Annotated in this window: 16 protein-coding genes; 13 read left to right on the top strand and 3 right to left on the bottom strand. The window is 71.6% G+C overall.

The features are described from left to right. Window positions 1-4 precede the first annotated feature (4 nt). The 11 genes from ACGFWE_RS19495 to moeZ all read left to right on the top strand — a co-directional run bounded on the left by ACGFWE_RS19495 (window position 5) and on the right by moeZ (window position 14,244). Window positions 5-1,870 carry a DUF3152 domain-containing protein gene (locus ACGFWE_RS19495; protein ID WP_393600567.1) on the top strand — a complete coding sequence of 622 codons (1,866 nt, stop codon included), beginning with the start codon at window positions 5-7 and terminating at the stop codon, window positions 1,868-1,870. 56 nt (window positions 1,871-1,926) lie between these two features. Continuing rightward, window positions 1,927-2,022 carry an Ms4533A family Cys-rich leader peptide gene (locus ACGFWE_RS19500; protein ID WP_329230691.1) on the top strand — a complete coding sequence of 32 codons (96 nt, stop codon included), beginning with the start codon at window positions 1,927-1,929 and terminating at the stop codon, window positions 2,020-2,022. 164 nt (window positions 2,023-2,186) lie between these two features. Next, window positions 2,187-3,905, top strand: coding sequence for an ABC transporter substrate-binding protein (locus tag ACGFWE_RS19505; protein ID WP_393600568.1), 1,719 nt, complete (start codon window positions 2,187-2,189; stop codon window positions 3,903-3,905). Between the two features lie 4 nt (window positions 3,906-3,909). Next, entirely contained in the window at window positions 3,910-4,914 is a 1,005-nt protein-coding gene (locus ACGFWE_RS19510; protein ID WP_393600569.1) for an ABC transporter permease, read from the top strand. Continuing rightward, complete coding sequence (locus tag ACGFWE_RS19515; RefSeq protein WP_393600570.1) at window positions 4,911-5,909, top strand: ABC transporter permease; 999 nt, start codon at window positions 4,911-4,913, stop codon at window positions 5,907-5,909. Before ACGFWE_RS19510 ends, ACGFWE_RS19515 begins: the two co-directional genes overlap by 4 nt. Next, window positions 5,906-7,498, top strand: a complete 1,593-nt coding sequence (locus tag ACGFWE_RS19520; protein ID WP_393600571.1) for a dipeptide ABC transporter ATP-binding protein — start codon at window positions 5,906-5,908, stop codon at window positions 7,496-7,498. Before ACGFWE_RS19515 ends, ACGFWE_RS19520 begins: the two co-directional genes overlap by 4 nt. Before the next feature lie 190 nt (window positions 7,499-7,688). Next, complete coding sequence (locus ACGFWE_RS19525; RefSeq protein ID WP_393600572.1) at window positions 7,689-9,395, top strand: DUF3492 domain-containing protein; 1,707 nt, start codon at window positions 7,689-7,691, stop codon at window positions 9,393-9,395. A 416-nt stretch (window positions 9,396-9,811) separates the two neighbouring features. Continuing rightward, the gene (locus ACGFWE_RS19530) at window positions 9,812-10,978 is read left to right on the top strand and encodes a hypothetical protein (protein WP_393600821.1); all 1,167 of its coding nucleotides are present in this window, start codon (window positions 9,812-9,814) and stop codon (window positions 10,976-10,978) included. A 327-nt stretch (window positions 10,979-11,305) separates the two neighbouring features. Continuing rightward, a complete protein-coding gene (locus ACGFWE_RS19535; RefSeq protein ID WP_352390294.1) occupies window positions 11,306-12,265 on the top strand; it encodes an NAD-dependent epimerase/dehydratase in 960 nt (319 codons plus the stop codon). Further along, complete coding sequence (locus ACGFWE_RS19540) at window positions 12,253-13,002, top strand: spherulation-specific family 4 protein (protein ID WP_393600573.1); 750 nt, start codon at window positions 12,253-12,255, stop codon at window positions 13,000-13,002. The genes ACGFWE_RS19535 and ACGFWE_RS19540 overlap by 13 nt, the downstream gene beginning before the upstream one ends. A 63-nt stretch (window positions 13,003-13,065) precedes the next feature. Next, complete coding sequence (moeZ, locus tag ACGFWE_RS19545) at window positions 13,066-14,244, top strand: adenylyltransferase/sulfurtransferase MoeZ (protein ID WP_352390292.1); 1,179 nt, start codon at window positions 13,066-13,068, stop codon at window positions 14,242-14,244. A gap of 53 nt (window positions 14,245-14,297) precedes the next feature. On the opposite strand, the gene ACGFWE_RS19550 is transcribed toward moeZ, so the two are convergent. The 3 genes from ACGFWE_RS19550 to ACGFWE_RS19560 all read right to left on the bottom strand — a co-directional run bounded on the left by ACGFWE_RS19550 (window position 14,298) and on the right by ACGFWE_RS19560 (window position 20,318). Next, a complete protein-coding gene (locus ACGFWE_RS19550; protein WP_393600574.1) occupies window positions 14,298-15,845 on the bottom strand; it encodes an alpha/beta hydrolase in 1,548 nt (515 codons plus the stop codon). A 138-nt stretch (window positions 15,846-15,983) separates the two neighbouring features. Further along, complete coding sequence (locus tag ACGFWE_RS19555) at window positions 15,984-17,528, bottom strand: alpha/beta hydrolase (RefSeq protein WP_393600575.1); 1,545 nt, start codon at window positions 17,526-17,528, stop codon at window positions 15,984-15,986. Between the two features lie 81 nt (window positions 17,529-17,609). After that, window positions 17,610-20,318: a lysylphosphatidylglycerol synthase domain-containing protein gene (locus ACGFWE_RS19560; RefSeq protein ID WP_393600576.1), complete on the bottom strand. Its 2,709-nt coding sequence runs from the start codon at window positions 20,316-20,318 to the stop codon at window positions 17,610-17,612. 186 nt (window positions 20,319-20,504) lie between these two features. Between ACGFWE_RS19560 and ACGFWE_RS19565 the strand changes: the two genes are divergently transcribed. Both ACGFWE_RS19565 and ACGFWE_RS19570 read left to right on the top strand, forming a co-directional pair. After that, window positions 20,505-20,891: an MGMT family protein gene (locus ACGFWE_RS19565; RefSeq protein ID WP_352390288.1), complete on the top strand. Its 387-nt coding sequence runs from the start codon at window positions 20,505-20,507 to the stop codon at window positions 20,889-20,891. Window positions 20,892-21,166: 275 nt separating this feature from the next. Next, on the top strand, window positions 21,167-22,752 hold a 1,586-nt coding region (locus ACGFWE_RS19570; RefSeq protein WP_393600577.1), incomplete at its 3' end, for an ATP-dependent helicase.

Genomic DNA, 22,752 nt, shown 5'->3' on the forward strand with positions numbered 1-22,752 from the left:
CGGCGTGGGACGCCACAGTCGGCGCGGGCCCGCCCCCAAGAAGGGGCCCGAGCAAGGCATTTCCGGCAAGAGCGGTACAGGCCAGGCAGCCGCCGAGGCGGTGCGGGGCACCAAGGGCCTCGCCGCGGAGACACCGGGCCGGGATCGGACACCGCCTTCCCCCGCTCCGGCGCCGCAGGCTGCTCGGCAGGAGGTGCCGGGGGGCCGGAGGACCGAGTCAGGATTACCGCAAGCCGGACCGGTGAGCGGCTCAGCCGGCTACCGGGTGCCCGCACAGGGCGGCCCGAGGCTCCCGGAGGGTACGCCCGCGCATGGGTTTCCGCGGATCTCGGGCGGGGTGACGTCTGAGCCTGGCTCTGCCCGGGTTCCTGACGGGACGCCCGCGCGTGGCGTTCATCGAGTTGTGGACGGGACGCCTGCTCGTGGGTTTCCGCGGGTCTCGGGCGGGGTGACGCCTGGGCCCGGCTCTCCTCGGGTTCCCGACGGGACGCCGGCGCACGGGTTTCCCCGCGTTCCGGGCGGAGTGCCGTCTGGGCCCGTCCCCGCTCGGCTTTCGGACGGTACGCCTGCGCAGGGGTCCCCTCGGCTTCCCGATGGCACGCCCGCGCACGGGTTTCCCCGGTCGGGTGACGGGACACCCCCGCGTGGCTTGCCGGGGTTTTCCGACGGCACCCCCGCACACGGCGTGCCCCGGGTCCGTGGTGGGCATCCTGAGCAGCGTGAATCCGGGGGCGCCTGGGGCGAGTTGAGCGGTCAGGGGCCGGGCGGCGGTCGCGCCGCCGGGTCAGGGCGCGGCGTCGCTCCGCCGCGGCAGCGGCAGGGCCCTTCGGGATCGAGGTCGGGGCCACGACAGGATTACGTCGACGCGTTCGCCGACGGCGTCGATGTCTTCGCGCTCGGCGGGTCCCGCCGCCCTGTCTCCGTGAACGGTCCCGTCAGCGGGGCCGGGGTGCCCGCCACGCATCCCTCCGACGCGTACAACTCCGTCACCGACCGGCCCGCCGACACCGACGTCCACACCGGCGCGGACCCAGGCCCCGACTCCGGTGACGTGCCGGCGGCCAAGGGCGGCAAGGGCCGGGCGTTCACCGGTATCGCGGCCGCCGCCGTCGTCACCGTGCTCGCCGTCGTCGTGGCCGGGCAGGTCACCGACGGGCGTGGCACGGCCTCGGGCGCGCCGTTCGCGACCGACCAGGCGCGGGACGCCCGGGACGCCGGCACGGGCGGGGCCGGGCAGTCCTCGCCGTCGTCCTCGGCCGTCGTGGCGCCGCTGACGTACGAGCAGAAGATGGCCACGAAGTACCCGCTCAGCGCCAAGCTCGACGGCTCGGGGAAGTTCGACGCGATCCAGGGGATCGACAAGGCGCCCGGCAAGGGACAGAAGTACACCTACCGCGTGGACGTGGAGCAGGGGCTCGGACTCGACGGTGAACTTTTCGCCGAGGCCGTGCAGAAGACGCTCAACGACGACCGCAGCTGGGCCCACAAGGGCGCCCGGACCTTCGAGCGCATCTACTCCGGCAAGCCCGACTTCGTGATCACGCTCGCCAGTCCCGGCACCACGGCCGACTGGTGTGCCAAGTCCGGGCTCGACACGACGGAGGACAACGTCTCGTGCGACTCGGCCGCCACCGAACGCGTGATGATCAATGCGTATCGATGGGCGCAGGGATCAACCACATACGGTGATCAGATCCATATGTACCGGCAGATGTTGATCAATCATGAAGTCGGTCACCGCCTCGGCTACTCCCATGTGACGTGCGACAAGGACGGCGACCTCGCGCCGGTCATGCAGCAGCAGACCAAGTTCCTCGATCACGACGGGATCCACTGCCGGGCCAACGCCTGGGCCTACCCCGGCAGTTGACCGATAGCGCTCATGTCACATTGACATGTGTTGATTGGTCATACATATTGCTGCCCATGTGGTCTAGTCATGCCGTCGAGAGCAGCGCCGCCATCGAGCTGGCGCTCATCGGTGTGACCCCGCTCTGCGTGGCCGACATTCTCTGTCGCTGACGCCCGCCCTCAGGCGCGTGCGTCGCGAATCCCGCATTTCTCCGTGACCCGAGTCACGACCTTTTCGACGACCTGACGCCGGGGCCGACGTCCGTCCACGTTCGTCTCACCATTCGTCAACTCGTCTCGCCCTTCGAGACTCACCATTCGAGAGGTCGTCTCCGATGCGTCAACCGTCCCTCACAAGGCGCCGTGTGGCCGCGGTCTCCGTAAGCGTCGTTCTGGCAGCGGGCGCCGCCGCCTGCGGCCCTGAGGACAACGATGCCAAGAGCTCCGGTGGCGACTCCGCGCCCCACAAGGGCGGCACCCTGACGGTCCTGAACGCCAAGCCGCAGGAGGACTTCGACCCGGCCCGCCTCTACACCTCCGGCGGCGGCAACGTGCCCTCCCTCGTCTTCCGCACCCTCACCACCCGCAACCGCGAGAACGGCGCGGCCGGCGCCAAGGTCGTTCCCGACCTCGCCACCGACACCGGGCGCCCCAACAAGGACGCGACCGTGTGGACGTACACCCTGAAGAAGGGCCTCAAGTACGAGGACGGCACCGCGATCACCTCGGCCGACATCAAGTACGGCATCGAGCGCTCCTTCGCGCCCGAACTCTCCGGTGGCGCCCCCTACCTGCGGGACTGGCTGGTCGGCGCGGCCGACTACCAGGGGCCCTACAAGGGCAAGAAGGGCCTCGCGGCGATCGAGACGCCGGACGACCGCACCCTCGTCTTCCATCTGAACAAGCCCGAGGGCGAGTTCCCGTACCTGGCCACGCAGACGCAGTTCACGCCCGTGCCGAAGGCCAAGGACACCGGGACGAAGTACGAGGAGCACCCGGTCTCCTCCGGCCCGTACAAGGTCGTCACCAACGAGAACGACGGCGAGCATCTCGTCCTGGAGCGCAACACGTACTGGTCCGCTTCGACGGACGCCGAGCGCAAGGCGTACCCCGACAAGATCGACGTCAAGTCGGGTCTCGACTCGTCGGTGATCAACCAGCGGCTGTCGGCGTCCCAGGGCGCGGACGCGGTGGCGGTCACCACGGACACCAACCTCGGCCCGGCCGAGCTCGCCAAGGTGACCGGCGACAAGGAGCTCGCCGCCCGCGTCGGCACCGGGCACTTCGGCTACACCAACTACATAGCGTTCAACCCGACGGTCAAGCCGTTCGACAACGTCAAGGTGCGGCAGGCCATCTCGTACGCCATCGACCGCTCCTCCGTGGTCAACGCGGCCGGCGGCAGCGCGCTCGCCGAGGCCGCCACCACCTACCTGCCGAACCAGAAGTCCTTCGGCTACGAGCCGTACGACCTCTTCCCGGCAGGCAGGACGGGCAACGCCGCGAAGGCCAAGGAGCTGCTGAAGGAGGCCGGTCACCCCAACGGGCTCACGGTCACGCTGACGCACTCCAACGCCAAGGACTTCGAGACCAGCCCCGAGATCGCGACCGCGATCCAGGACGCGCTCAAGAAGGCCGGCATCACGGTCAAGCTCCAGGGCCTGGAGGACAACGACTACTCGGACACGATCCACAGCGTGAAGACCGAGCCCGGCTTCTTCCTCGCCCACTGGGGTGCCGACTGGCCCTCCGGCGGCCCCTTCCTCGCCCCGATCTTCGACGGCCGGCAGATCGTCAGGGACGGCGCGAACTTCAACACGGGCCTGCTCAACGACAAGTCGGTCAATGACGAGATTGACGCGATCAACAAGTTGACCGATCTTGACGCTGCCGCCAAGCGGTGGGGCGCACTGGACAAGAAGATCGGCGAGCAGGCGCTGACCGTGCCGCTGTTCCACCCGGTCTACAAGCGTCTGTACGGCAAGGACATCAAGAACGTCGTCATCAGCGACTGGACCGGTGTACTGGACATCTCGCAGGTCGCGGTCAAGTAACCCGATGAGCGAGGCACTTGTCGCCATCGAGGTCCCCGAGGCAGCCGCCTCGGGGGCCTCGGGGGCCCGTCAGTTCTGGCGCCGGCTGCGATCGCAGCGCGCCGCCATGGTCGCGGCGGCCGTCGTCGCACTGCTCGTCCTGGTCGCCCTCGCGGCGCCCCTGCTCACCGCGCTGGAGGGCCAGGACCCGACCACCTACCACCCCTCACTGATCGACTCCGCGCGCGGGGGCGTGCCCATCGGCTCCTTCGGGGGCATCGGCGGCGACCACTGGCTGGGCGTCGAGCCGCAGACGGGGCGTGACCTGTTCGCCCGGCTGGTGTACGGGGCCCGGGTCTCCCTGGGGGTCGCGCTGGCCGCGACCGTCATCCAGGTCTTCGTGGGCGTGGTGATGGGAATCGCCTCCGCGCTCGCCAGTGGATGGGTTGATCAAGTGTTGAGCCGGATCACCGACGTCTTCGTCGCCCTGCCATTGATGATCATGTCGCTGGCGCTGCTCGCGATCGTCCCGGCCGGCTTCCCCCGGCCCGTCCTGGTCACGCTCGTCATCGGGTTCATCGCCTGGGGCAACATCGCCAAGATCGTGCGGGCCCAGACGCTCACGCTGAAGGGGCTCGACTACGTCTCGGCCGCCCGGCTCAGCGGCTGGGGCACCTGGCGCATCGCCCGCAGAGAACTCCTGCCCGGGCTCGCCGCACCGGTCATCACCTACGCCGCGATCCTCATGCCGGTCAACATCAGCGTCGAGGCCGCCCTGTCGTTCCTCGGCGTCGGTGTGAAGCCGCCGACGCCGTCGTGGGGGCAGATGCTCACCGCCGCGGACGTCTGGTACCAGGCGGCCCCGCAGTACCTGCTGCTGCCGGCCGGTGCGCTGTTCGTCACCGTCCTCGCGCTGACCGTCCTCGGCGACGGCGTGCGCACCGCCCTGGACCCCCGTGCCGCCTCGCGGCTGAGCGTCGGCACGGGCCGCAGGCGCGAGGCCAGGGCAGGCAAGGAGGACACCGCATGAGCGGCTTCGGAGGCTTCCTGTTGCGCCGTACCGTCGGCACCGTGGTGACCCTGCTGGCCATCTCGGTGATCGTCTACGTCGTCTTCTACGCCACCCCGGGCAATGTCGCCCAGATCACCTGCGGCCCGCGCTGCTCCCCGGAACAGGTGCACCAGGTGGCCCAGCAACTCAGGCTCGACGACCCGCTCTGGGTGCGCTACTGGCACTTCCTGGAGGGCCTGGTCGCCGGCCGGGACTACTCCACGGGGACCTCGGTGGAGCACTGCTCGGCACCGTGCCTCGGGCTCTCGTACCAGAGCGACCAGCAGGTCCTGGGCCTCATCCTGACGAAGCTCCCGGTGAGCCTGTCGCTGGTGTTCGGCGCGATGATCATCTGGCTGCTCCTCGGCGTCGGCACCGGCGTGCTCTCCGCGTGGCGGCGCGGCCGGTTCACCGAGCGGCTGTTGACCGGCCTCACGCTGGCGGGCTGGGCCACCCCGGTCTTCGTCATCGGCCTGGTCCTGATGATCGTCGTCTGCGGCGAACTGCAGTTGCTGCCCTTCCCGCAGTACGTGAAGCTCACCGACGATCCCGAGCAGTGGGCGTGGAACCTGCTGCTGCCATGGCTCTCGCTCGCCCTCATCGAGGCCGCCGCGTTCGCCCGCCTCACCAGGGCGTCGATGCTGGAGACGCTGGCCGAGGACCACATCCGTACCTTCCGCGCGTACGGCGTCAGTGAGCGGAAGATCGTCGGACGCCATGCCCTGCGTGGGGCGTTCGCGCCGGTCATCGCCCTGAACGCCAACAACGTCGGCTCGGCGATCGGCGGTGCCGTCCTCACCGAGACCCTCTTCGGCCTCCCCGGCATCGGCCAGGAACTGGTCCACGCCGTCACCGTCGTCGACCTCCCGGTCGTCGTCGGCATGGTCCTGGTCATCGGCTTCTTCGTAGTGCTCGCCAACGCCGTCGCGGACGTCCTGTACGCGGTGGCCGACCGACGGGTGGTGCTCGCATGAGCCTCGTCCATGTCACGGACCTGACCGTCGGGTTCGGCGATCTGCGCGCCGTCGACGGCCTCTCCTTCCGCCTGGAGCAGGGCGCCGCCCTCGCCCTGGTCGGCGAATCCGGCTCCGGCAAGTCCACCGTCGCCTCGGCCCTGCTCGGGCTGCACCGCGGCACGGGCGCGCGCGTGGGCGGCTCGGTCGAGGTCGCCGGAGTGGACGTACAGCGGGCGTCGGAGGACGAACTGCGGCGGCTGCGGGGCGCGAAGGCCGCGATGGTCTTCCAGGACCCGCTGTCGTCCCTGGACCCGTACTACGCGGTCGGCGACCAGATCGCCGAGGTGCACCGCGTGCACACGCGTGTGTCGCGACGAGCGGCACGCGCGCGTGCGGTGGACGTGCTGGACCGGGTCGGCATCCCGGACGCCGCACGGCGATCCCGGTCCCGTCCGCACGAGTTCAGCGGCGGCATGCGCCAGCGCGCCCTCATCGCGATGGCACTGGCCTGCGAGCCCGCCCTGCTGATCGCCGACGAGCCGACCACCGCGCTCGACGTGACCGTCCAGGCCCAGATCCTCGACCTGCTGCACACCCTGCGCCAGGAGACCGGCATGGGCCTGCTGCTCGTCACGCACGACGTGGGCGTCGCCGCCGAGAGCGTCGACGACGTGCTGGTCATGCGGCACGGTCGCGCGGTCGAGCGGGGACCGGTCGCCGCGGTGCTCGGGGCCCCGCGGGAGGCGTACACACGCGAACTGCTCGCCGCGGTACCGCGTGTGGACGCGCCGCGGGCGCCCTCCCGGGCAGCCGGCGAGGTGGTCCTCGAAGCGAAGGGTCTGCGGCGCGAGTTCGGCCGCGGCAAGAACGCCTTCGCGGCCGTCGACGACGTCTCGCTGACCGTCCGCCGGGGCGAGACCCTGGGCGTAGTCGGCGAGAGCGGCAGCGGCAAGACGACGCTGGGGCGGATCCTGGTCGGCCTGCTGGAGCCGACGGCGGGGGAGGTCCGTCATGACGGCTACGCGCGTGTGGGCGTGAACCCGGCCGTGCAGATGGTCTTCCAGGACCCCGTCTCCTCCCTCAACCCCCGCCGCAGTGTGGGCGAGTCCATCGCCGACCCGCTCCGCGCACGTGGCGAGAAGGACGAGAAGCGGATCCGGGGGCGCGTGACGGAACTCCTGGAGCGCGTGGGGCTCGAAGGGGCGCACTACGACCGCTACCCGCACGAGTTCAGCGGCGGACAGCGCCAGCGCGTGGGCATCGCGCGGGCGCTCGCGGCCGACCCGCGCGTCATCGTCTGCGACGAGCCGGTCTCCGCACTCGACGTCACCACCCAGGCCCAGGTGGTCGCCCTGCTCGGCGAGTTGCAGCGGGAGCTCGGGCTCGCGCTGGTCTTCGTCGCGCACGACCTCGCCGTCGTACGCCAGGTCAGCGACCGTGTCGCCGTGATGCGGCGCGGCCGGATCGTCGAACAGGGGCCGGCCGACGAGGTCTACGACAGTCCCCAGGACCCGTACACCAAGCAGCTCCTGGCCGCCGTACCGGCGCTCGATCCGCGGATCGCGGCCCGGCGCAGGGAGGAGCGCCGGGACGTGGCCGTGACCTGACGTTCCGTGTCCGTGTGATCTCTTAGCGCGACAGAACGCGACCCGCACGGGAAAGTTACGAGCGTTCACCCCTTTTGGTGGCGCGATGGACAACCGTCCGTCGCGCCACCGTCCTGTCCGCATACCTTCGTCCCGCTGCGAGCCGTCGGGCCAACGACGGCTCCTCATACGGGAGATCGGGGGTGCACTCGTGCGCATAGGACTGCTTACGGAGGGTGGCTATCCGTATGTGAGCGGTGACGCCGGGCTCTGGTGCGACCGGCTCGTGCGCGGGCTCGCACAGCACGAGTTCGACATCTACGCGCTCAGCCGCAGCGAGCACCAGGAGGACGAGGGCTGGGTCCAGCTGCCCCCGCAGGTCGGCAGGGTGATCACGGCTCCGCTGTGGACCGCGCAGGACGACGGCGTGGTGTACGGGCGGCGCGCGCGCCGTCGCTTCGCCGAGTCCTACGGCGAGTTGGCGACGGCACTGTGCGAGGGGATGGTCGGCGACGCCTCGGGGGAGTCGTCGGCCACTGAGGCGGACCGTTTCGCCAACGCCCTGTACGGACTCGCCGAACTCGCCCGCGACGAGGGCGGGCTGGTCGGAGCACTCCGCTCCGAGACCGCCGTACGCGCCCTGGAGTGCGCCTGTCGTGCGCCGGGCGCCCGGCAGGCGGCGCGCGCGGCGCGGGTACCGGATCTGCTCGCCGTGGCCGCACACCTGGAGCGCGCCCTGCGCCCCCTGTCGCTCGACTGGTACGAGGACGACGGCCTCGGCGCGGTCGACCTGTGCCACGCGGCCTCCGGCGGCCCGGCCGCCCTGCCCGGGCTCCTCGCGCACCACTTCACCGGCGTCCCGCTGCTGGTGACCGAGTACGGCGTACGGCTGCGCACGCACTACCTGGCCGGCACCGAGTCCCCGCCCGCCGTCCGGACCCTGCTCGCCGCCTTCCACGGCCGGCTCGCCACCGAGACCTACCGGCGGGCCGCGGTCGTCACGCCCGGCAACACCCACGCCCGCCGCTGGCAGGAGCGCTGTGGCGCCGACCGGGGGAAACTGCGCACGGTATACCCGGGCATGGACGCCGCCCGATTCGCGGAGGTGGGTGAGTCCGCGGCCTGTACGGACCAGGACACGCTGGTGTGGGTCGGCCGGGTCGAACCCGCCAAGGACCTGATCTCCCTCCTCCACGCCTTCGCGGAGATCCGCAAGGAGGAGCCCAAGACCCGGCTGAGAATCGTCGGCGCGCCCACCGGTCCCGAGGGTTCCGCCTATCTGGGGCACTGCAGGGCGCTGGCCGCACAGCTCTTCCCGGACGAGGCGGAGGGGCTGCACGCCGTCGGCGACAACCCCGTCTCCTTCGAGGAGATCGGCGGGCCCGAGGTGCCGACGCTGGCCGACGCGTACGCCTCGGGTGCGGTCACCGTCCTGTCCAGCGTCGTCGAGGGCTTCCCGATCAGCCTCGTCGAGGCCATGTTCTGCGGCCGGGCCACCGTGTCCACCGACGTCGGCGCGGTCGTGGAGGTCATCGGCGGCACCGGGCTCGTCGTCCCACCGCGCAACCCCAAGGCGCTCGCGGAGGCGTGCGTCACGCTGCTGCGCGACTCCGAGCGCCGTGAGCGACTGGGGGCCGCCGCACGCGCCCGTGCGCTCGAACTGTTCACTGTGGAACAGAACATCGCGGCATTTCACGGCATTTACCTGGAGATCGTCTCGCGAACCCCCGTCCGCCGGGTCGTCCTGGACGGCACCGGCGAGCCCCTGCCCTTCGCCGCTCCCGCCGAGGCCCATGTACCCGGCCACTGGGCCGAGCCCAGCACCCGCGTGGTGGCCCGGGGCGGCCCCGGCCGGGCCGCGGGGCCCCCGGTCAGCGCGACGCCTCCCTTCGCCGCCACGGAAGGAGCGACCGGATGAGCGACGTGGGACTCGACCGCCCCGGCGCGTGTGGCGCCGAGTCGGAGAAGTTGCCGACGCAGGACACGGCCGTGGAGGACGGGCGGGGGACCGGTGAACCGGGGGCGGACGGCGATACGGGGCGTGTGGGGACTCCGGAGTCGCTGGAGCGGCCGGAGCCGCGGGTCGTGGAGGACGCTGAAGAGGCCGAGAAGGCCAGCGTTTCTGAAGCGGCCGATCCGGAAATCGCCGACGCGCCCGGCCAGCAGAAGCCGCACGCCGGTGAGCCTTCCACAGCGGGTTCCGCAGTCGCCTCAGGGGCTTCTGAGGGTGCTGGTGGGCGGGCCGCAGGGCTTTCCGAGGGCGCCGGTTCGAGGGCCGCAGGGTCCTCCGAGGGCGCCGGCGCGCACGCTGACGAGGTTTTCGAGGGCGCGGCCGTGCACATTCCGCCGGCGCCCACCCCCCGTGCCCCCGACATCTCCACCGGCCTCAAGCCCACCACCCCCGGCCCCGCCCGCCGTTCCGGCGCCGACCCGGTGAAGGCCCTGATGCACCGTCACCGCGAGCTGTGCGAACGGGCCGTCGACCCCCTGGAGATCGCGGCCGGCCTGGAGGCCCACGGCGTCACCGACCGCACCGCCGTCCGCTTCCGGCACCGGGACGTCTTCTCCCTCGCCGAGGAGATGTACGCCCGTGTCCCGAGGGACGGCGAGACGCCCCCGCCCCCCACGGCGGCGCGGACACCCAGGGCCCGCACCGACTGGGCCCTGCTCACCCTCCTCCCCGGTGCCCTCTGCGCGGCCACGGTGACCGGCATCCGACTCACCGGCGGCCAGTCCCGCCTGGTCGCCGCCCTGGTGGGCTTCCTGGCCGTGTCCCTGGCGATGCGCGCGGCCCTGTCCCGCGGCCCCCTCGGCACTTCCGACCGCGCACCCAGCACCGGCACCTCCACCTGGACGTACTGGCTCCTCGCCTACGCCGCCCTCGGCAACGGCCTCCTCGGGGCGGCCGTGACCGGCGGCCCCGACGCCCTGCCCACCGGCGCCGTCGACGCGCCCTGGCCCATGGCCACGGCCCCCCTCCTCGCCCTCACCCTGTCCTGCGCCCCGGCGGCCTGGTCCGCCCACCTCTTCGCGGCCCGCGCTCGCCGCAAGCTGACCGTCAGCCGGGGCCTGGAGGACTTCGCGGCCTCCGTACGGCCCCTGCTGCTCGGCACGTTCGCCCTGTACCTGTGCGCCCTGACCGCGCTGTCGGCCCTGTCCGGGGCCGTCGTGGACGAACCGGCCGCCCACCTCCAAGTCATCACCCTGGGCGCTCTCCTCTTCCTCGCCCGCCTCCTCACCGTCCACGGCTTCACCCACGCCCCCGTGGTGGTCCTCACCGCCGCCGCCACGGCCCAGGCGACCGCCCTTGCCGCGGCTTTCGCCTCCCGCCTGCCGGGCTGCGGCTTCCTGGCCGTACCGGTCGACGCCCTCGTGGACCTCTGGGGCCCGGGCGGCATCCAGACCCTCTCCTGCGGGCTCGGCGCCCTTGCCCTGCTGATCCACGGCATCCGCAAGCTGACGAGAGCGTCGGCCCACGCCCGGACGGAGGCTCCGTGCTGACCCGCCCCCGAGCCACCCACCCGCCGTAGGCGCAACAGCCCATCCGCCACAGGCACAGCCGCCGCCCGTCGTCGGCGCAGCCGCCCACCGCAGCGGGCCCAGCCGCCGGCCGGGCGCGACCACCCCCCGTGGGCCCCCGTGGGGCGCGACCGTCCACCAGCCGTGGGCGAGACCGACACCAGCCGTGGGGGACCGCCCCGCCGACCCCGCGCACACCGCCGCAGGCAACCCCGGCTCCACCGCCGGAGGCAACTCGCAAGCCCCTCCCGAAGGAGAACCCGCAATGACCACCTCCCGACCCGCCCCCAAGGCCCCGGGAGCAGCCCGATGAGAGTCCTGCTGATCGGAGCCAACGGCTACCTCGGCCGCTTCGTCGCCGACCGCCTGCTCGCCGACCCCGCCGTCCAGCTCACCGCCCTCGGCCGCGGCGACGACGCCGACGTCCGCTTCGACCTCGCGTCGGGCAGCCCGGGCGCCCTCACCCGCTTCCTCGACGCGGTCCACCCGGGCGTCGTCGTCAACTGCGCCGGCGCCACCCGCGGCGGTGCCCGTGAACTCACCCGCCACAACACGGTCGCCGTCGCCACCGTCTGCGAGGCCCTGCGGCGCAGCGGCTGCGGGGCACGTCTGGTGCAGATCGGCTGCGGCGCCGAGTACGGGCCCAGCCAGCCGGGCTCCTCCACGGCCGAGGACGCCGTCCCCCGCCCCGGCGGTCCGTACGGCGTCAGCAAACTCGCCGCCACCGAACTGGTCCTCGGCTCCGGTCTGGACGCGGTCGTCCTGCGCGTCTTCTCACCGGCCGGCCCCGGCACCCCGGCCGGCTCACCGCTCGGCCGTCTCGCCGAGGCCATGCGCCGCGCCATGCAGTCCGGCGACGGCGAACTGAAGCTCGGCGGCCTCGGTGCCCAGCGCGACTTCGTCGACGTCCGCGACGTGGCCCGCGCCGTCCACGCGGCCTCGCTCTCCGCCGCCCAGGGCGTCATCAACATCGGCTCGGGCCGCGCCGTCCGCCTCCGCGACGCCGCCGCCGTCCTGGCCCGGGTCGCCGGATACGGCGGCGCCCTCCATGAACTCGACGGCCCTCCCGGCCCGCTCAGGGCGACCATCGGGCATCCCCGCTCCGAAGCGGACCACGCGGCACCGGTCGCGTACCCGTACCCCGACGGCTGCGGCAGCTGGCAGCAGGCCGATGTGCGCACCGCACGCGACCGGCTCGGCTGGCGCCCCCGCATCAATCTCGAAGAGTCCCTCGCCGACATCTGGATGGAGGCGGCATGCCGCATCTGACCAGTACGAAGACCAGCACGTCGAGCACCGAACTGCGCACCGGCTTCGGCGTCCCCGGCTTCGCCCACCCCCTGGTCGCCCCCGCCGAATGGGCCCAACTCACCCGCCCCGGCACCCCCGTGCACTGGGCCGTCCTCGACGTGGCGGACGGCCCCGGGGCCCGCCCCGACCCGCACTGCCTCGAAGCGGCCGGCCGGCTGCGCAACGCGGGCGTCCGCGTCCTCGGCCACCTCGACACCGCTCATGGGAGGCGTACCTACGGCGAGACGGTCTCCGAGGCCCAGCGCTACATCGACTGGTACCAGGTCGACGGCTTCCTCCTGGACCGCTGCCCGACCGGACGTGACGCCCTTCCCGAGGTCCGCCGCGCCGTCTCCACGCTCCGCGTGATCCGTGACGATGCCCACATCGTGCTCGGCCACGGCACCCATCCCCACCCCGGTTACGCCGAGAACGCCGACCAGTTGATCACCTTCTCCGGCTCCTGGAGCGACTACCGCTGGTCGCAGGTGGCCGAGTGGACCGCCGACTATCCGCCCGACCGCTTCTGCCACCTCGTCCATGGACTGCCGGGCCCGCACCTCGAGGAAGCGCTGAGGATCGCCCGCTGGCAGGGCGCCGCCACGATCTGGTTCACCGACCGCACGGACCGCGGCGGCCGCGTCGACCCCTGGGAGACCATGCCCGGCTACTGGGACGAAATCGTCTCGCGGATCGGAACGGGTGTCTCGGAATGAAGAAGCCCATGGCAGTGTTACGGGGAGAACAACTGTAGTGATTGACCGACCAACGGAGTCCCCGTGTCGCTGCCACCCCTGGTCGAGCCCGCTGGCGAGCTCACCGTAGACGAGGTCCGCAGGTACTCCCGCCACCTGATCATCCCCGATGTCGGGATGGACGGGCAGAAGCGGCTGAAGAACGCCAAGGTGCTCTGTGTGGGCGCCGGCGGCCTGGGCTCGCCGGCGCTGATGTACCTGGCCGCGGCGGGCGTGGGCACGCTCGGCATCGTGGAGTTCGACGAGGTCGACGAGTCGAACCTGCAGCGCCAGATCATCCACAGCCAGGCCGACATCGGCCGCTCCAAGGCCCAGTCCGCCCGCGACTCCGTCCTCGGCATCAACCCGTACGTGAACGTGGTCCTTCACGAGGAGCGGCTCGAGGCCGACAACGTGATGGACATCTTCAGCCAGTACGACCTGATCGTCGACGGCACGGACAACTTCGCGACCCGCTACCTGGTCAACGACGCGTGCGTGCTGCTGAACAAGCCGTACGTGTGGGGGTCGATCTACCGCTTCGACGGCCAGGCCTCCGTCTTCTGGTCCGAGCACGGTCCCTGCTACCGCTGCCTCTACCCGGAGCCCCCGCCGCCGGGCATGGTCCCCTCCTGCGCCGAGGGCGGCGTGCTGGGCGTGCTGTGCGCGTCCATCGGTTCCATCCAGGTCAACGAGGCCATCAAGCTGCTCGCCGGCATCGGCGAGCCGCTGGTCGGCCGGCTGATGATCTACGACGCCCTGGAGATGCAGTACCGGCAGGTCAAGGTCCGCAAGGACCCGAACTGCGCGGTCTGCGGCGAGAACCCCACCGTCACCGAGCTCATCGACTACGAGGCCTTCTGCGGCGTCGTCTCCGAGGAGGCCCAGGAGGCGGCCGCCGGCTCGACGATCACTCCCAAGCAGCTCAAGGAGTGGATCGACGACGGGGAGAACATCGAGATCATCGACGTCCGCGAGGTCAACGAGTACGAGATCGTCTCCATCCCGGGCGCCAAGCTGATCCCGAAGAACGAGTTCCTCATGGGCACCGCCCTGGAGGGCCTCCCGCAGGACAAGAAGATCGTCCTGCACTGCAAGACGGGTGTCCGCAGTGCGGAAGTCCTCGCGGTCCTGAAGTCCGCCGGCTTCTCCGACGCCGTGCACGTCGGCGGCGGTGTGATCGGCTGGGTCAACCAGATCGAGCCGCACAAGCCGGTCTACTAGGCCCACGCCTTCCCGGGAGGGGCTCGGCACCATGTGTGCCGGGCCCCTTTCCGTTACCGGCGCCGTGCGCAGACCTTGCCGTCCTTCGGCACGGTGCCCTTCAGCAGGTATGCGTTCACGGTGGAGTCCACGCAGTCGCTCCCGTTCCCGTACGCCCCGTGCCCCTCGCCCTTCCAGGTGAGTTCCACACCGACCCCCTTGCCCAGCTCGTCCGCCATCCTCCGGGCACCCTCGTAGGGCGTCGCCGGGTCGCCCGTGTTGCCGATCACCAGTACCGGTGCCGCACCGGGCGCGCTCACCTCCGGGGTCTCGTACTGCCCGGGCACCGGCCAGTCGTGGCACCAGCCGGCCGCGTCCCAGCCGAGGAAGGGGCCGAACACGGGTGAGATCCTCGTGAACTCGGGCAGCAGCTTCTTCGCCTCCGCGAGCGTGGGCCGCTGCTTGTCGTCCAAGCACGATATGACCCGTTGTGACTGCGTCACCAGGCCGTAACGGCCCGAGTCGTCCCGCTCGTTGTAGTTGTCGGCGAGCGCCAGCAGTTCGGAGCCGTCGCCCTGCTCGGCCGTGTCGAGAGCGCTGGTCAGCGAGGGCCAGCTGTCCTGGCGGTACAACGGCAGGACGATGCCGGTGAACGCGAGCACCTGGGTCAGTTTCCGCCCGGAATAGGTGTCCAGCGGCTTCGCGTCGATCCGGTCGAGCAGGTCCGCGATCTTCCGGGTGCCCCGCTTCGGGTCCTGGCCCCTGGACGCGAGGTAGTTGTCGAGCGCGCGCTGGAAGCCCTGGGCCTGGTTCTTCCGGTGGGCCACCGTGTCGGCGCCGGGATCGACGACCGCGTCGAGCACCAGTCGTCCCACGTTCTGCGGGAACAGGTGGGCGTAGACACCGCCGAGTTCGGTGCCGTAGGAGATGCCGAAGTAGTGCAGCTCGGCGTCGCCGAGGACCTGGCGCATCAGGTCCATGTCCCGCGCGGTGTCGGTGGTCGAGACGTGTGCCAGCAGGTTGCCCGCGTTCTTCTCGCAGCCCCTGGCGAAGTCGGTGGCGTCCCGGAGGAACGCTTGTTCCTCGGTCGGGGTGTCCGGAGTGGCGTCCACCGCCTCGGCCGCCTGCGTCTCCTTGTCACTGCGGCAGCGGACGCCTTCGCTTGCGCCGACCCCGCGCGGGTCCCAGCTCACCAGGTCGTACCGCTCGCGCAGCACGGAGACGGTGGCGGCGTACCCGGGCATTCCGGCGACGCCCGACGCGCCGGGGCCGCCGAAGTTGAACAGCAGTGAGCCGATGCGGTCGCCGCCGCGGGCCCTGGAGCGGATCAGCGCGAGGTTGATCGTCTCTCCGTCCGGCTTCGCCCAGTCGAGCGGCACCTTCAGGCTCGCGCACTGCCAGTCCCGGCCGGGCGCGGAGGAGTCCGCGGTGGCCCTGCAACGCTCCCAGTCGAGCTTCTGCGAGGTCAGCGCGGCGGGCAGCGCTTTCACACCGGTCTTGGTGGGCCTCGCGCTGCCCGACCGCTCGTCCCCCTCGCCGTCGCCGGACGAGCCGCCGCTGCAGCCGGCCGCCAGCAGTGCGGCCGCGGCGGTCACAGCCGCCCACCGTACGAAACGCCCCATTCCCGTCCCCCTCCCAAGCCGTCCGCGTCGAGCCACGAACGTCGGTCCGGCCATGGTAGGCCGAACACGTGACACCCGTCCGAGCCTGTGGACAACCCTCTGACCAGGAAGTTTCGCTGAGGCTCGGCCGGCCGGGTGCTACGAGCAGACGGTCCCGGCCGCCGGTACCCTCCCGTCGAGGAGATAGCCGTTCACCGCGTCCTGCACGCACTTGTTCTTGCTGTCGTACGCCCCGTGCCCCTGTCCCTTGTACGTCAGCTCGACGCCGACGCCTGCACCGAGCGCCTCCACCATCTTCCGTGCGCCCTCGTACGGGGTCGCCGGGTCCCCGGTGTTGCCCACGACCAGGATCGGCGCCGAGCCGGTGGCGCTCACGTCGGGATGGTCGGCGGCTCCCGGCACGGCCCAGTCGGTGCAGGTCACCATCGACCAGGCCATGAAGTCGCCGAACAGTGGTGACGCGGCACGGAACTCGGGCAGCTTCCGTTCGACCTGGGCGGTGGTGTACCGGGGCTTGTCGTCGGCGCAGTTGATGGAGATGTTGGCCGCGGCGATGTTGCTGTACTCGCCGTTCTCGCTGCGCCCGTTCATCGAGTCGGACAGCAGCATCAGGACCCTGCCGTCACCGTCGTACGCCTGCTCCAGGCCCTCGGTGAGGTACTCCCAGAAGTCCTTCGAGTACAGGGCCTGCGCGATGCCGTTGGTCGCGGCGGTCTGGGTCAGCACCCGCTGCCCGATGCCGGGGATCGGCCTGCGGTCGAGGTCGGCCAGCAGTTTCGCGATGCGGTTCCTGACGTCCTGGGCGGTGTCGCCCACGGGGCAGTCCGTGGGCTGCGAGGTGCAGTCCTCGGCGAAGTTGTCGAGCGCGAGCTGGAAGCCCTCGGCCTGTCCGAGCGAACCCTGCTCGCTGTTCTGCGTCGGGTCGACGACCGCGTCGAAGACGGCACGCCCCACGCGCTTCGGGAACAGATGGGCGTAGACGCCGCCGAGTTCCGTGCCGTAGGAGATGCCGAAGTAGTGCAGCTTGGCGTCGCCGAGGACCTGGCGCATCAGGTCCAGGTCGCGGGCGGCGTCGGTCGTGCGGACATGCGGCAGCATCTTCTCGGAGTTCTCCTCGCAGGCCGCGTTGAACTCCTTGGTGTTGTCCAGCAGCGTGGCGCGTTCGGCCGCGTCGTCCGGGGTCCCGTCCTGCTCGAAGTACGCGTCGAGCTGGGGGTCGTTCAGGCACTCCACCGGGGCGCTGCGGCCGACTCCGCGCGGGTCGAAGCTCACCAGGTCGTAGCGGGTGCGCAGTTTCGCGTAGTCCGGGCCGAAGGCGGGCAGCGTGGTGACGCCCGAACCGCCCGGACCGCCGAAGTTGAAGACGAGCGAGCCGATGCGCTTGTTCTCGGCGCCGCTGGCCTTCGCCCGGATCAGGGCGAGGCCGATCGTGTCGCCCTTGGGCTTCGCCCAGTCGAGCGGGGCCTTGAGGGTGGCGCACTGCCACTCCTCACCACCCGGCAGCGGTGAAGGGGCGTCGCCGCCGCCCTCGGCCGGGGACGGGGCCGGGCAGTCCTTCCAGCTCAGTTCCTGGGCCGACAGGTCCTCGTCCTGGGAGTCGTCGCCGCAGCCCGCCAGCACGGAGGCCAGCAGAACGGCGGTGGCGGTCAGGGCGGCGACGCGCAGGTGAGGGGGGTTCGGCATGATCCCATCCTGCGGTCGCGCGCGTGGGCGCGCTCGGGGCGCGAGCCGTACGAGGTACGTGCCGCGGTCAGGCAGCCCGCACTACAGCGCGCCCTTGCGGGACAGGTGGTTGAAGGCCAGCCAGCCCGGCAGTACCGGCAGCCACAGCGTCAGCAGACGGAACAGCAGGACGGCCGGGGCGGCGACCTCCTTGGGGAGACCCACGGCGATCAGACCGACCGTCAGCGTGGCCTCCACCGCACCCACACCGCCCGGTGTCGGGGCCGCCGACCCGAGCGCGTTGCCGGCGAGGAAGACGACGGCGACGCTGGCGATGCTGAGCGACGTCCCCTCCTGGCCGAAGGCGCGGATCGAGGCATCCAGGCACATCACGAAGCAGGCCGTCAGCAGCAGCATGCCGCCGATGCCGGTGACCAGCTTCTGCGGCCGCTGGAGCACGTCCAGCATGCGCGGCACGACACCCGCGAACAGCGACCTCACGCGCGTGACGACGAATTTCCTCAGGAATGGCACCGAGGTGACCACGAGCACGAGCACCGCCACCGTCAGCAGGCCCGCGATGACGGTCCGGGACGGCGACAGCGACGGCGTCTTCTCGGTACCGGTCAGGTAGCCGAAGGACAGCAGCATCAGGATGTGGCAGCCGAGCCCGAACAACTGCGAGGCCCCGACACTCGCCACCGCGAGCCCCGGCCGCACCCCCTGGCGTTGCAGGAAGCGGGTGTTGAGCGCCACACCGCCCACCGCGGCCGGCGCGACGATCTTCACGAACGAACCGGCGACCTGGGCCGCGACCGTCCGCAGGAACCCCACCCGCTCGGGCACGAAGCCCAGCAGCGCCATGGCCGCGGCGAAGTAGCTGCACGCCGAGAACAGCACCGCCGCGGCGACCCAGCCCCACTCGGCGTTGGCGACGAGGGGCCCGAACTCGATGTGGGTGAGCTGCGTCAGCAGGAAGTACGCGCCGATGGCACCCGCGATGAAGCTCATCAGGGTGCGCGGCTTGACCCGCTCCAGACGGGCCGGTTCGACCGGCGCCTGCGGCCTGATCAGCAGCACCTGGTGGCGGATCTGCGTCAGCAGGTCCTCCTCGCGCGCCTCCTCGATGGCATCGTCGATGGCCCGCTTCTCCGCCCGCGCCTCCGCCTTGGCGGTCTTCTTGTCGGGCTTTTCGAGTACGGGCCTGGCGTCGTCCGGCGCTTCCTCCAGACGGGCCTGCTTGGCCTGCTGGGACGCCTCGAGGACGGCCTCGCGCTCGCGCTGGGCCCGCTCCCTGGCCAGTCTGCGCAGCGTCGCGCGCGTGGAGCGCGTCAGCGCGATGGGCTGGAGCATCGGCAGACAGTCGGCCACGGCGTCGGGGCCCAGGATGCTGACCGCCGAGGCCACCGCGCGCTCCGCGCCCGCCAGCAGTCCCAGGGTCGTCACCAGCTGAGCCACGTCCATGCGCAGCAGCAGGGTGCTCGCCGCGATCTCACCGCCGCGCAGATCGGTGAGGATCACCGCGCCGGAACGATCCACCACGATCGCGTCACCCGCGAGCCTGCGGTGCGCGATGCGTCGCGACTGCAGCGCCTGCACCTGACGCCAGGTGTTGCGCAGCAGTTCGTCGGTGATCTCGTCCTCGGCCAGCGACTCGAGCGTGCGCCCGCCGGTGTGCTCGTACACGAGCATCACGGCGTCGGGACCGAGTTCGGAGGTGGCGATCAGTTTGGGCGCGTTGGCGCCGGCCGCGATCGCCGCGTAGGCGAGCAGCGCCTCCTGCTCCAGCGCCTGCCTGAGCGACTGCAGGCTGCTGCGGGTGGCGAACCCGCGCAGCGTGAGATTGCGCCACACGCGGTAGAAGAAGCCCTGCGCCTGCTGCTCCCGGTCGACCACCGTCACGTCCAGCGGCGGACCGTCCTCCAGGGTGACGAAGTAGCGCCGGCCGCGGTCGCCGTTCTCCGCGGTCTCCGAGACCTCCTCGCGGGCCGCGCTGACCGGGTGGAAGCCGACGGTCCGCAGACCGGCGATCAGCGTCTGCCCGGTGGGCCGGACATTGGGCGAGCCGACCGCGTACAGCGTCCCGTAGGCGACCGTCCAGCCGATCAGCACCGTCAGGATGATCGAGAACGGTGTGGTGTAGCCGGTCACGAGCATGGAGAACGCGTCGAGCATCAGCACGATCCACAGGACCGCCCGCCAGCGCGGCCTGCGGGACATGCCGACGGCCGTCATATAGGCGATGACGGGCGCCAGATAGCCGTGCACCGGGTCGGTGAGGGCGTGGATGTCACCGGGCGAGGGCTGGGTGAGCGCCTCCTGGATCGAGCCCGGTGCGGCCTTGGCGACCCACAGGTCGGTGGCGAGCGTCACACCGTGGGCGAGGACCGCGGCGAGCACACCGTCGGCGATCCGCAGTCCGTCACGCTTGATCAGCCGCTCGATCGCGAACGCGACCGGGACCAGGAGGATCGCGATGCTGGAGGCGAGACCGGCGATCTTGATGAGCAGGTCGGGCGCCTGCCCGGTGCCCTTGTTGATGTCCTGTTCGAGACCGGAGGTGGTGCCGTGCGCGAAAGCGGCGATGGCGAGCAGCACGACGACGGCCAGTACGCCGACCAGCAGCCGCATCAGGTCGGAGGGCCGGTGCACGCGCGCGGGGAGCAGCGGTTCGTCGCTCTCGACCTCGTCGGCGTGCACCTCCTCGACGCAGTCGTCGGTGTCCTTGCCGTCCACGTCGGCGGTGCCGGGGCGCGACGAAGCGTCAGAGGTGCTCTCGGCGCCCTCCGGGTGCACACCCTGTGGCTTCATCGTCTCTTCTTGATCTCGTATCACCAGTCACCGCCCGCACGATGGTGGCATGCCCCACCGACACGCGGGGATGTCAGGGTGCACATGCGGGGGCGCACAGTCTGCCGGATGCGCCGTCACCGGGCGAGGGATACGCACCGTCGCGAGCCCGTCACATTGTCGGTGGGGTGGTGCAGGATGGGGCGGATGAGCGAGCAGAGCCTTCCTCAGGACGCCCACCCGGAGTACGCGCACGCGCTGCCGGAGTACGCCGAGCGGGTCCTCGACGTCGCCGAACGCATTCCGCCCGGGCGCGTCATGACGTACGGCGACGTCGCCGAGTGGCTGGAGGAGGGCGGCCCGCGCCAGGTGGGCCGGGTCATGGCCCTGTACGGGGGAGCTGTCGCCTGGTGGCGTGTGGTCCGCGCGGACGGCGTCCTGCTCCCGGGGCACGAACTGCGGGCGCTCGACCGGTACCGCGCCGAGGGCACGCCCCTGAAGGAGGCGAGCAGAGCCGCCGAGGGCCATCTGCCCCGCCTCGACATGAGACGGGCGCGCTGGGACGGCGGCGATCGGGCGGAAGGTCACACCTGACAGCTTCCGCCATCCCGCGGGCCAGGGAGCACCCTGAGGCCCGTACGGGGGAAACAGGGCACCTCTGTGGCATGCCGTACGTTCGTGGAGTGAGGGACGTACGAGTCGCAAGCGTCGCGTGGGCCACACGGGTCGCGCGGGAAGAAGCGGAAGCCCTGCTTCCATACTCGGCGTCGGCGTAGCGTCGGCTGCACACGTCCCCCTCACCCCCCATCCACCGCCCTCCGCGCGCGGCGGGCCGCCCAACAGCACACCCACCAGGACCGGCGAACCACGTGAGCTCCTCTTCCTCCACCAGGCGTCTGTCGCACTCCCAGGTGCGACAGGGGACCCGTGGCGCTTATCGACTGGTGCGTACCCCACCGGCCCGCGTGGATCCCCCTCGTCTGGACGCCGCACAGCGTGCCGTGGTTGAGCACGGAACCGGCCCGTTGCTCGTTCTCGCAGGTCCGGGCACCGGGAAGACCACCACCCTCGTCGAGTCGGTGGCGTCGCGAATCGCCCGTGGAGGGGACCCCGCGCGCGTGCTCGTGCTGACGTTCAGCCGCAAGGCGGCCGTCGAACTGCGCGACCGCATGGCGCTGCGGATAGGAGCGGCGCGCGCCCCGCAGGCAACGACCTTCCACTCGTTCTGCTACGCCCTGGTCCGCGCCCACCAGGACAGCGACCTGTTCGTGGAACCGCTGCGGCTGCTGTCGGGACCCGAGCAGGACGTCACCGTGCGCGAACTGCTGGCCGGCCAGCCCGACCTGGAGCGGCTCGGACTCGCGCACGTGCGCTGGCCGGACGAACTGCGTGCCTGTCTGACCACCCGTGGCTTCGCCGACGAGGTCCGCGCGGTCCTCGCCCGCAGCCGCGAACTGGGCCTCGGTCCCAGTGCCCTGGACGCCTTCGCCCGCCGTATCGGCCGCCCCGACTGGCGGGCCGCGGCCGCCTTCCTCGCCGAGTACCTCGACGTCCTCGACCTGCAGGGCGTCCTCGACTACGCCGAACTGGTCCACCGCGCGGTGCTCCTCGCCCGCCGCCCCGAGGTGGCCGAGCGACTCGCCGCCCAGTACGACGCCGTGTTCGTCGACGAGTACCAGGACACCGACCCGGCCCAGGTACGGCTGCTGCAGGCGCTCGCCGGGGGCGGTCGCACCCTTGTCGCCTTCGGCGACCCCGACCAGTCGATCTACGCGTTCCGGGGCGCGGATGTGAACGGCATCCTCGACTTCCCGTATGCCTTCCCGCGCGCGGACGGCCGCACGGCCCCTGTCGAGGTCCTGCGCACCTCCCGCCGCTCCGGCTCCGATCTGCTGGCCGCGACCCGCCTGGTGACCCAGCGCATGCCCCTGACCCGGCTGCCGGCCGAGAAGGTCCGCGCCCACCGCGAGCTCGCCCCGGTCCGCGAGGGCGGGCGCGTCGAGGTCTTCACCTACCCGACCTCCGGCACGGAGCTGGACAACATCGCGGACATCCTGCGCAGGGCACACCTGGAGGACGGTGTGCCCTGGGGCGAGATGGCCGTCCTGGTCCGCGCGGGCTCCCGCACGATTCCGACGGTGCGCCGCGCGCTCACCGCGGCCGGCGTGCCCCTGGACATCGACGGCGACGACCTGCCACTGCGGCACGAGCCCGCGGTGGCACCGCTGCTGACGGCCCTCAGGGCGGTGGCCATGGCGGCGGCCGCGGGGAGTGCCGGGGGGCCCGAAGAGGTACGGCCCGACGAGGGCGCCGCGTCCCTGGGACCGCCGTCGGACGAGGAAGCCGCGTCCGCGGAACCGCCGTCGGACGAGGAAGCCGCGTCCGCGGAACCGCCGTCGGACGAGGAAGCCGCGTCCGCGGAACCGCCGTCGGACGAGGAAGCCGCGTCCGCGGA

The organism is Streptomyces sp. NPDC048523, assembly GCF_043199815.1.
GTDB lineage: Bacteria > Actinomycetota > Actinomycetes > Streptomycetales > Streptomycetaceae > Streptomyces.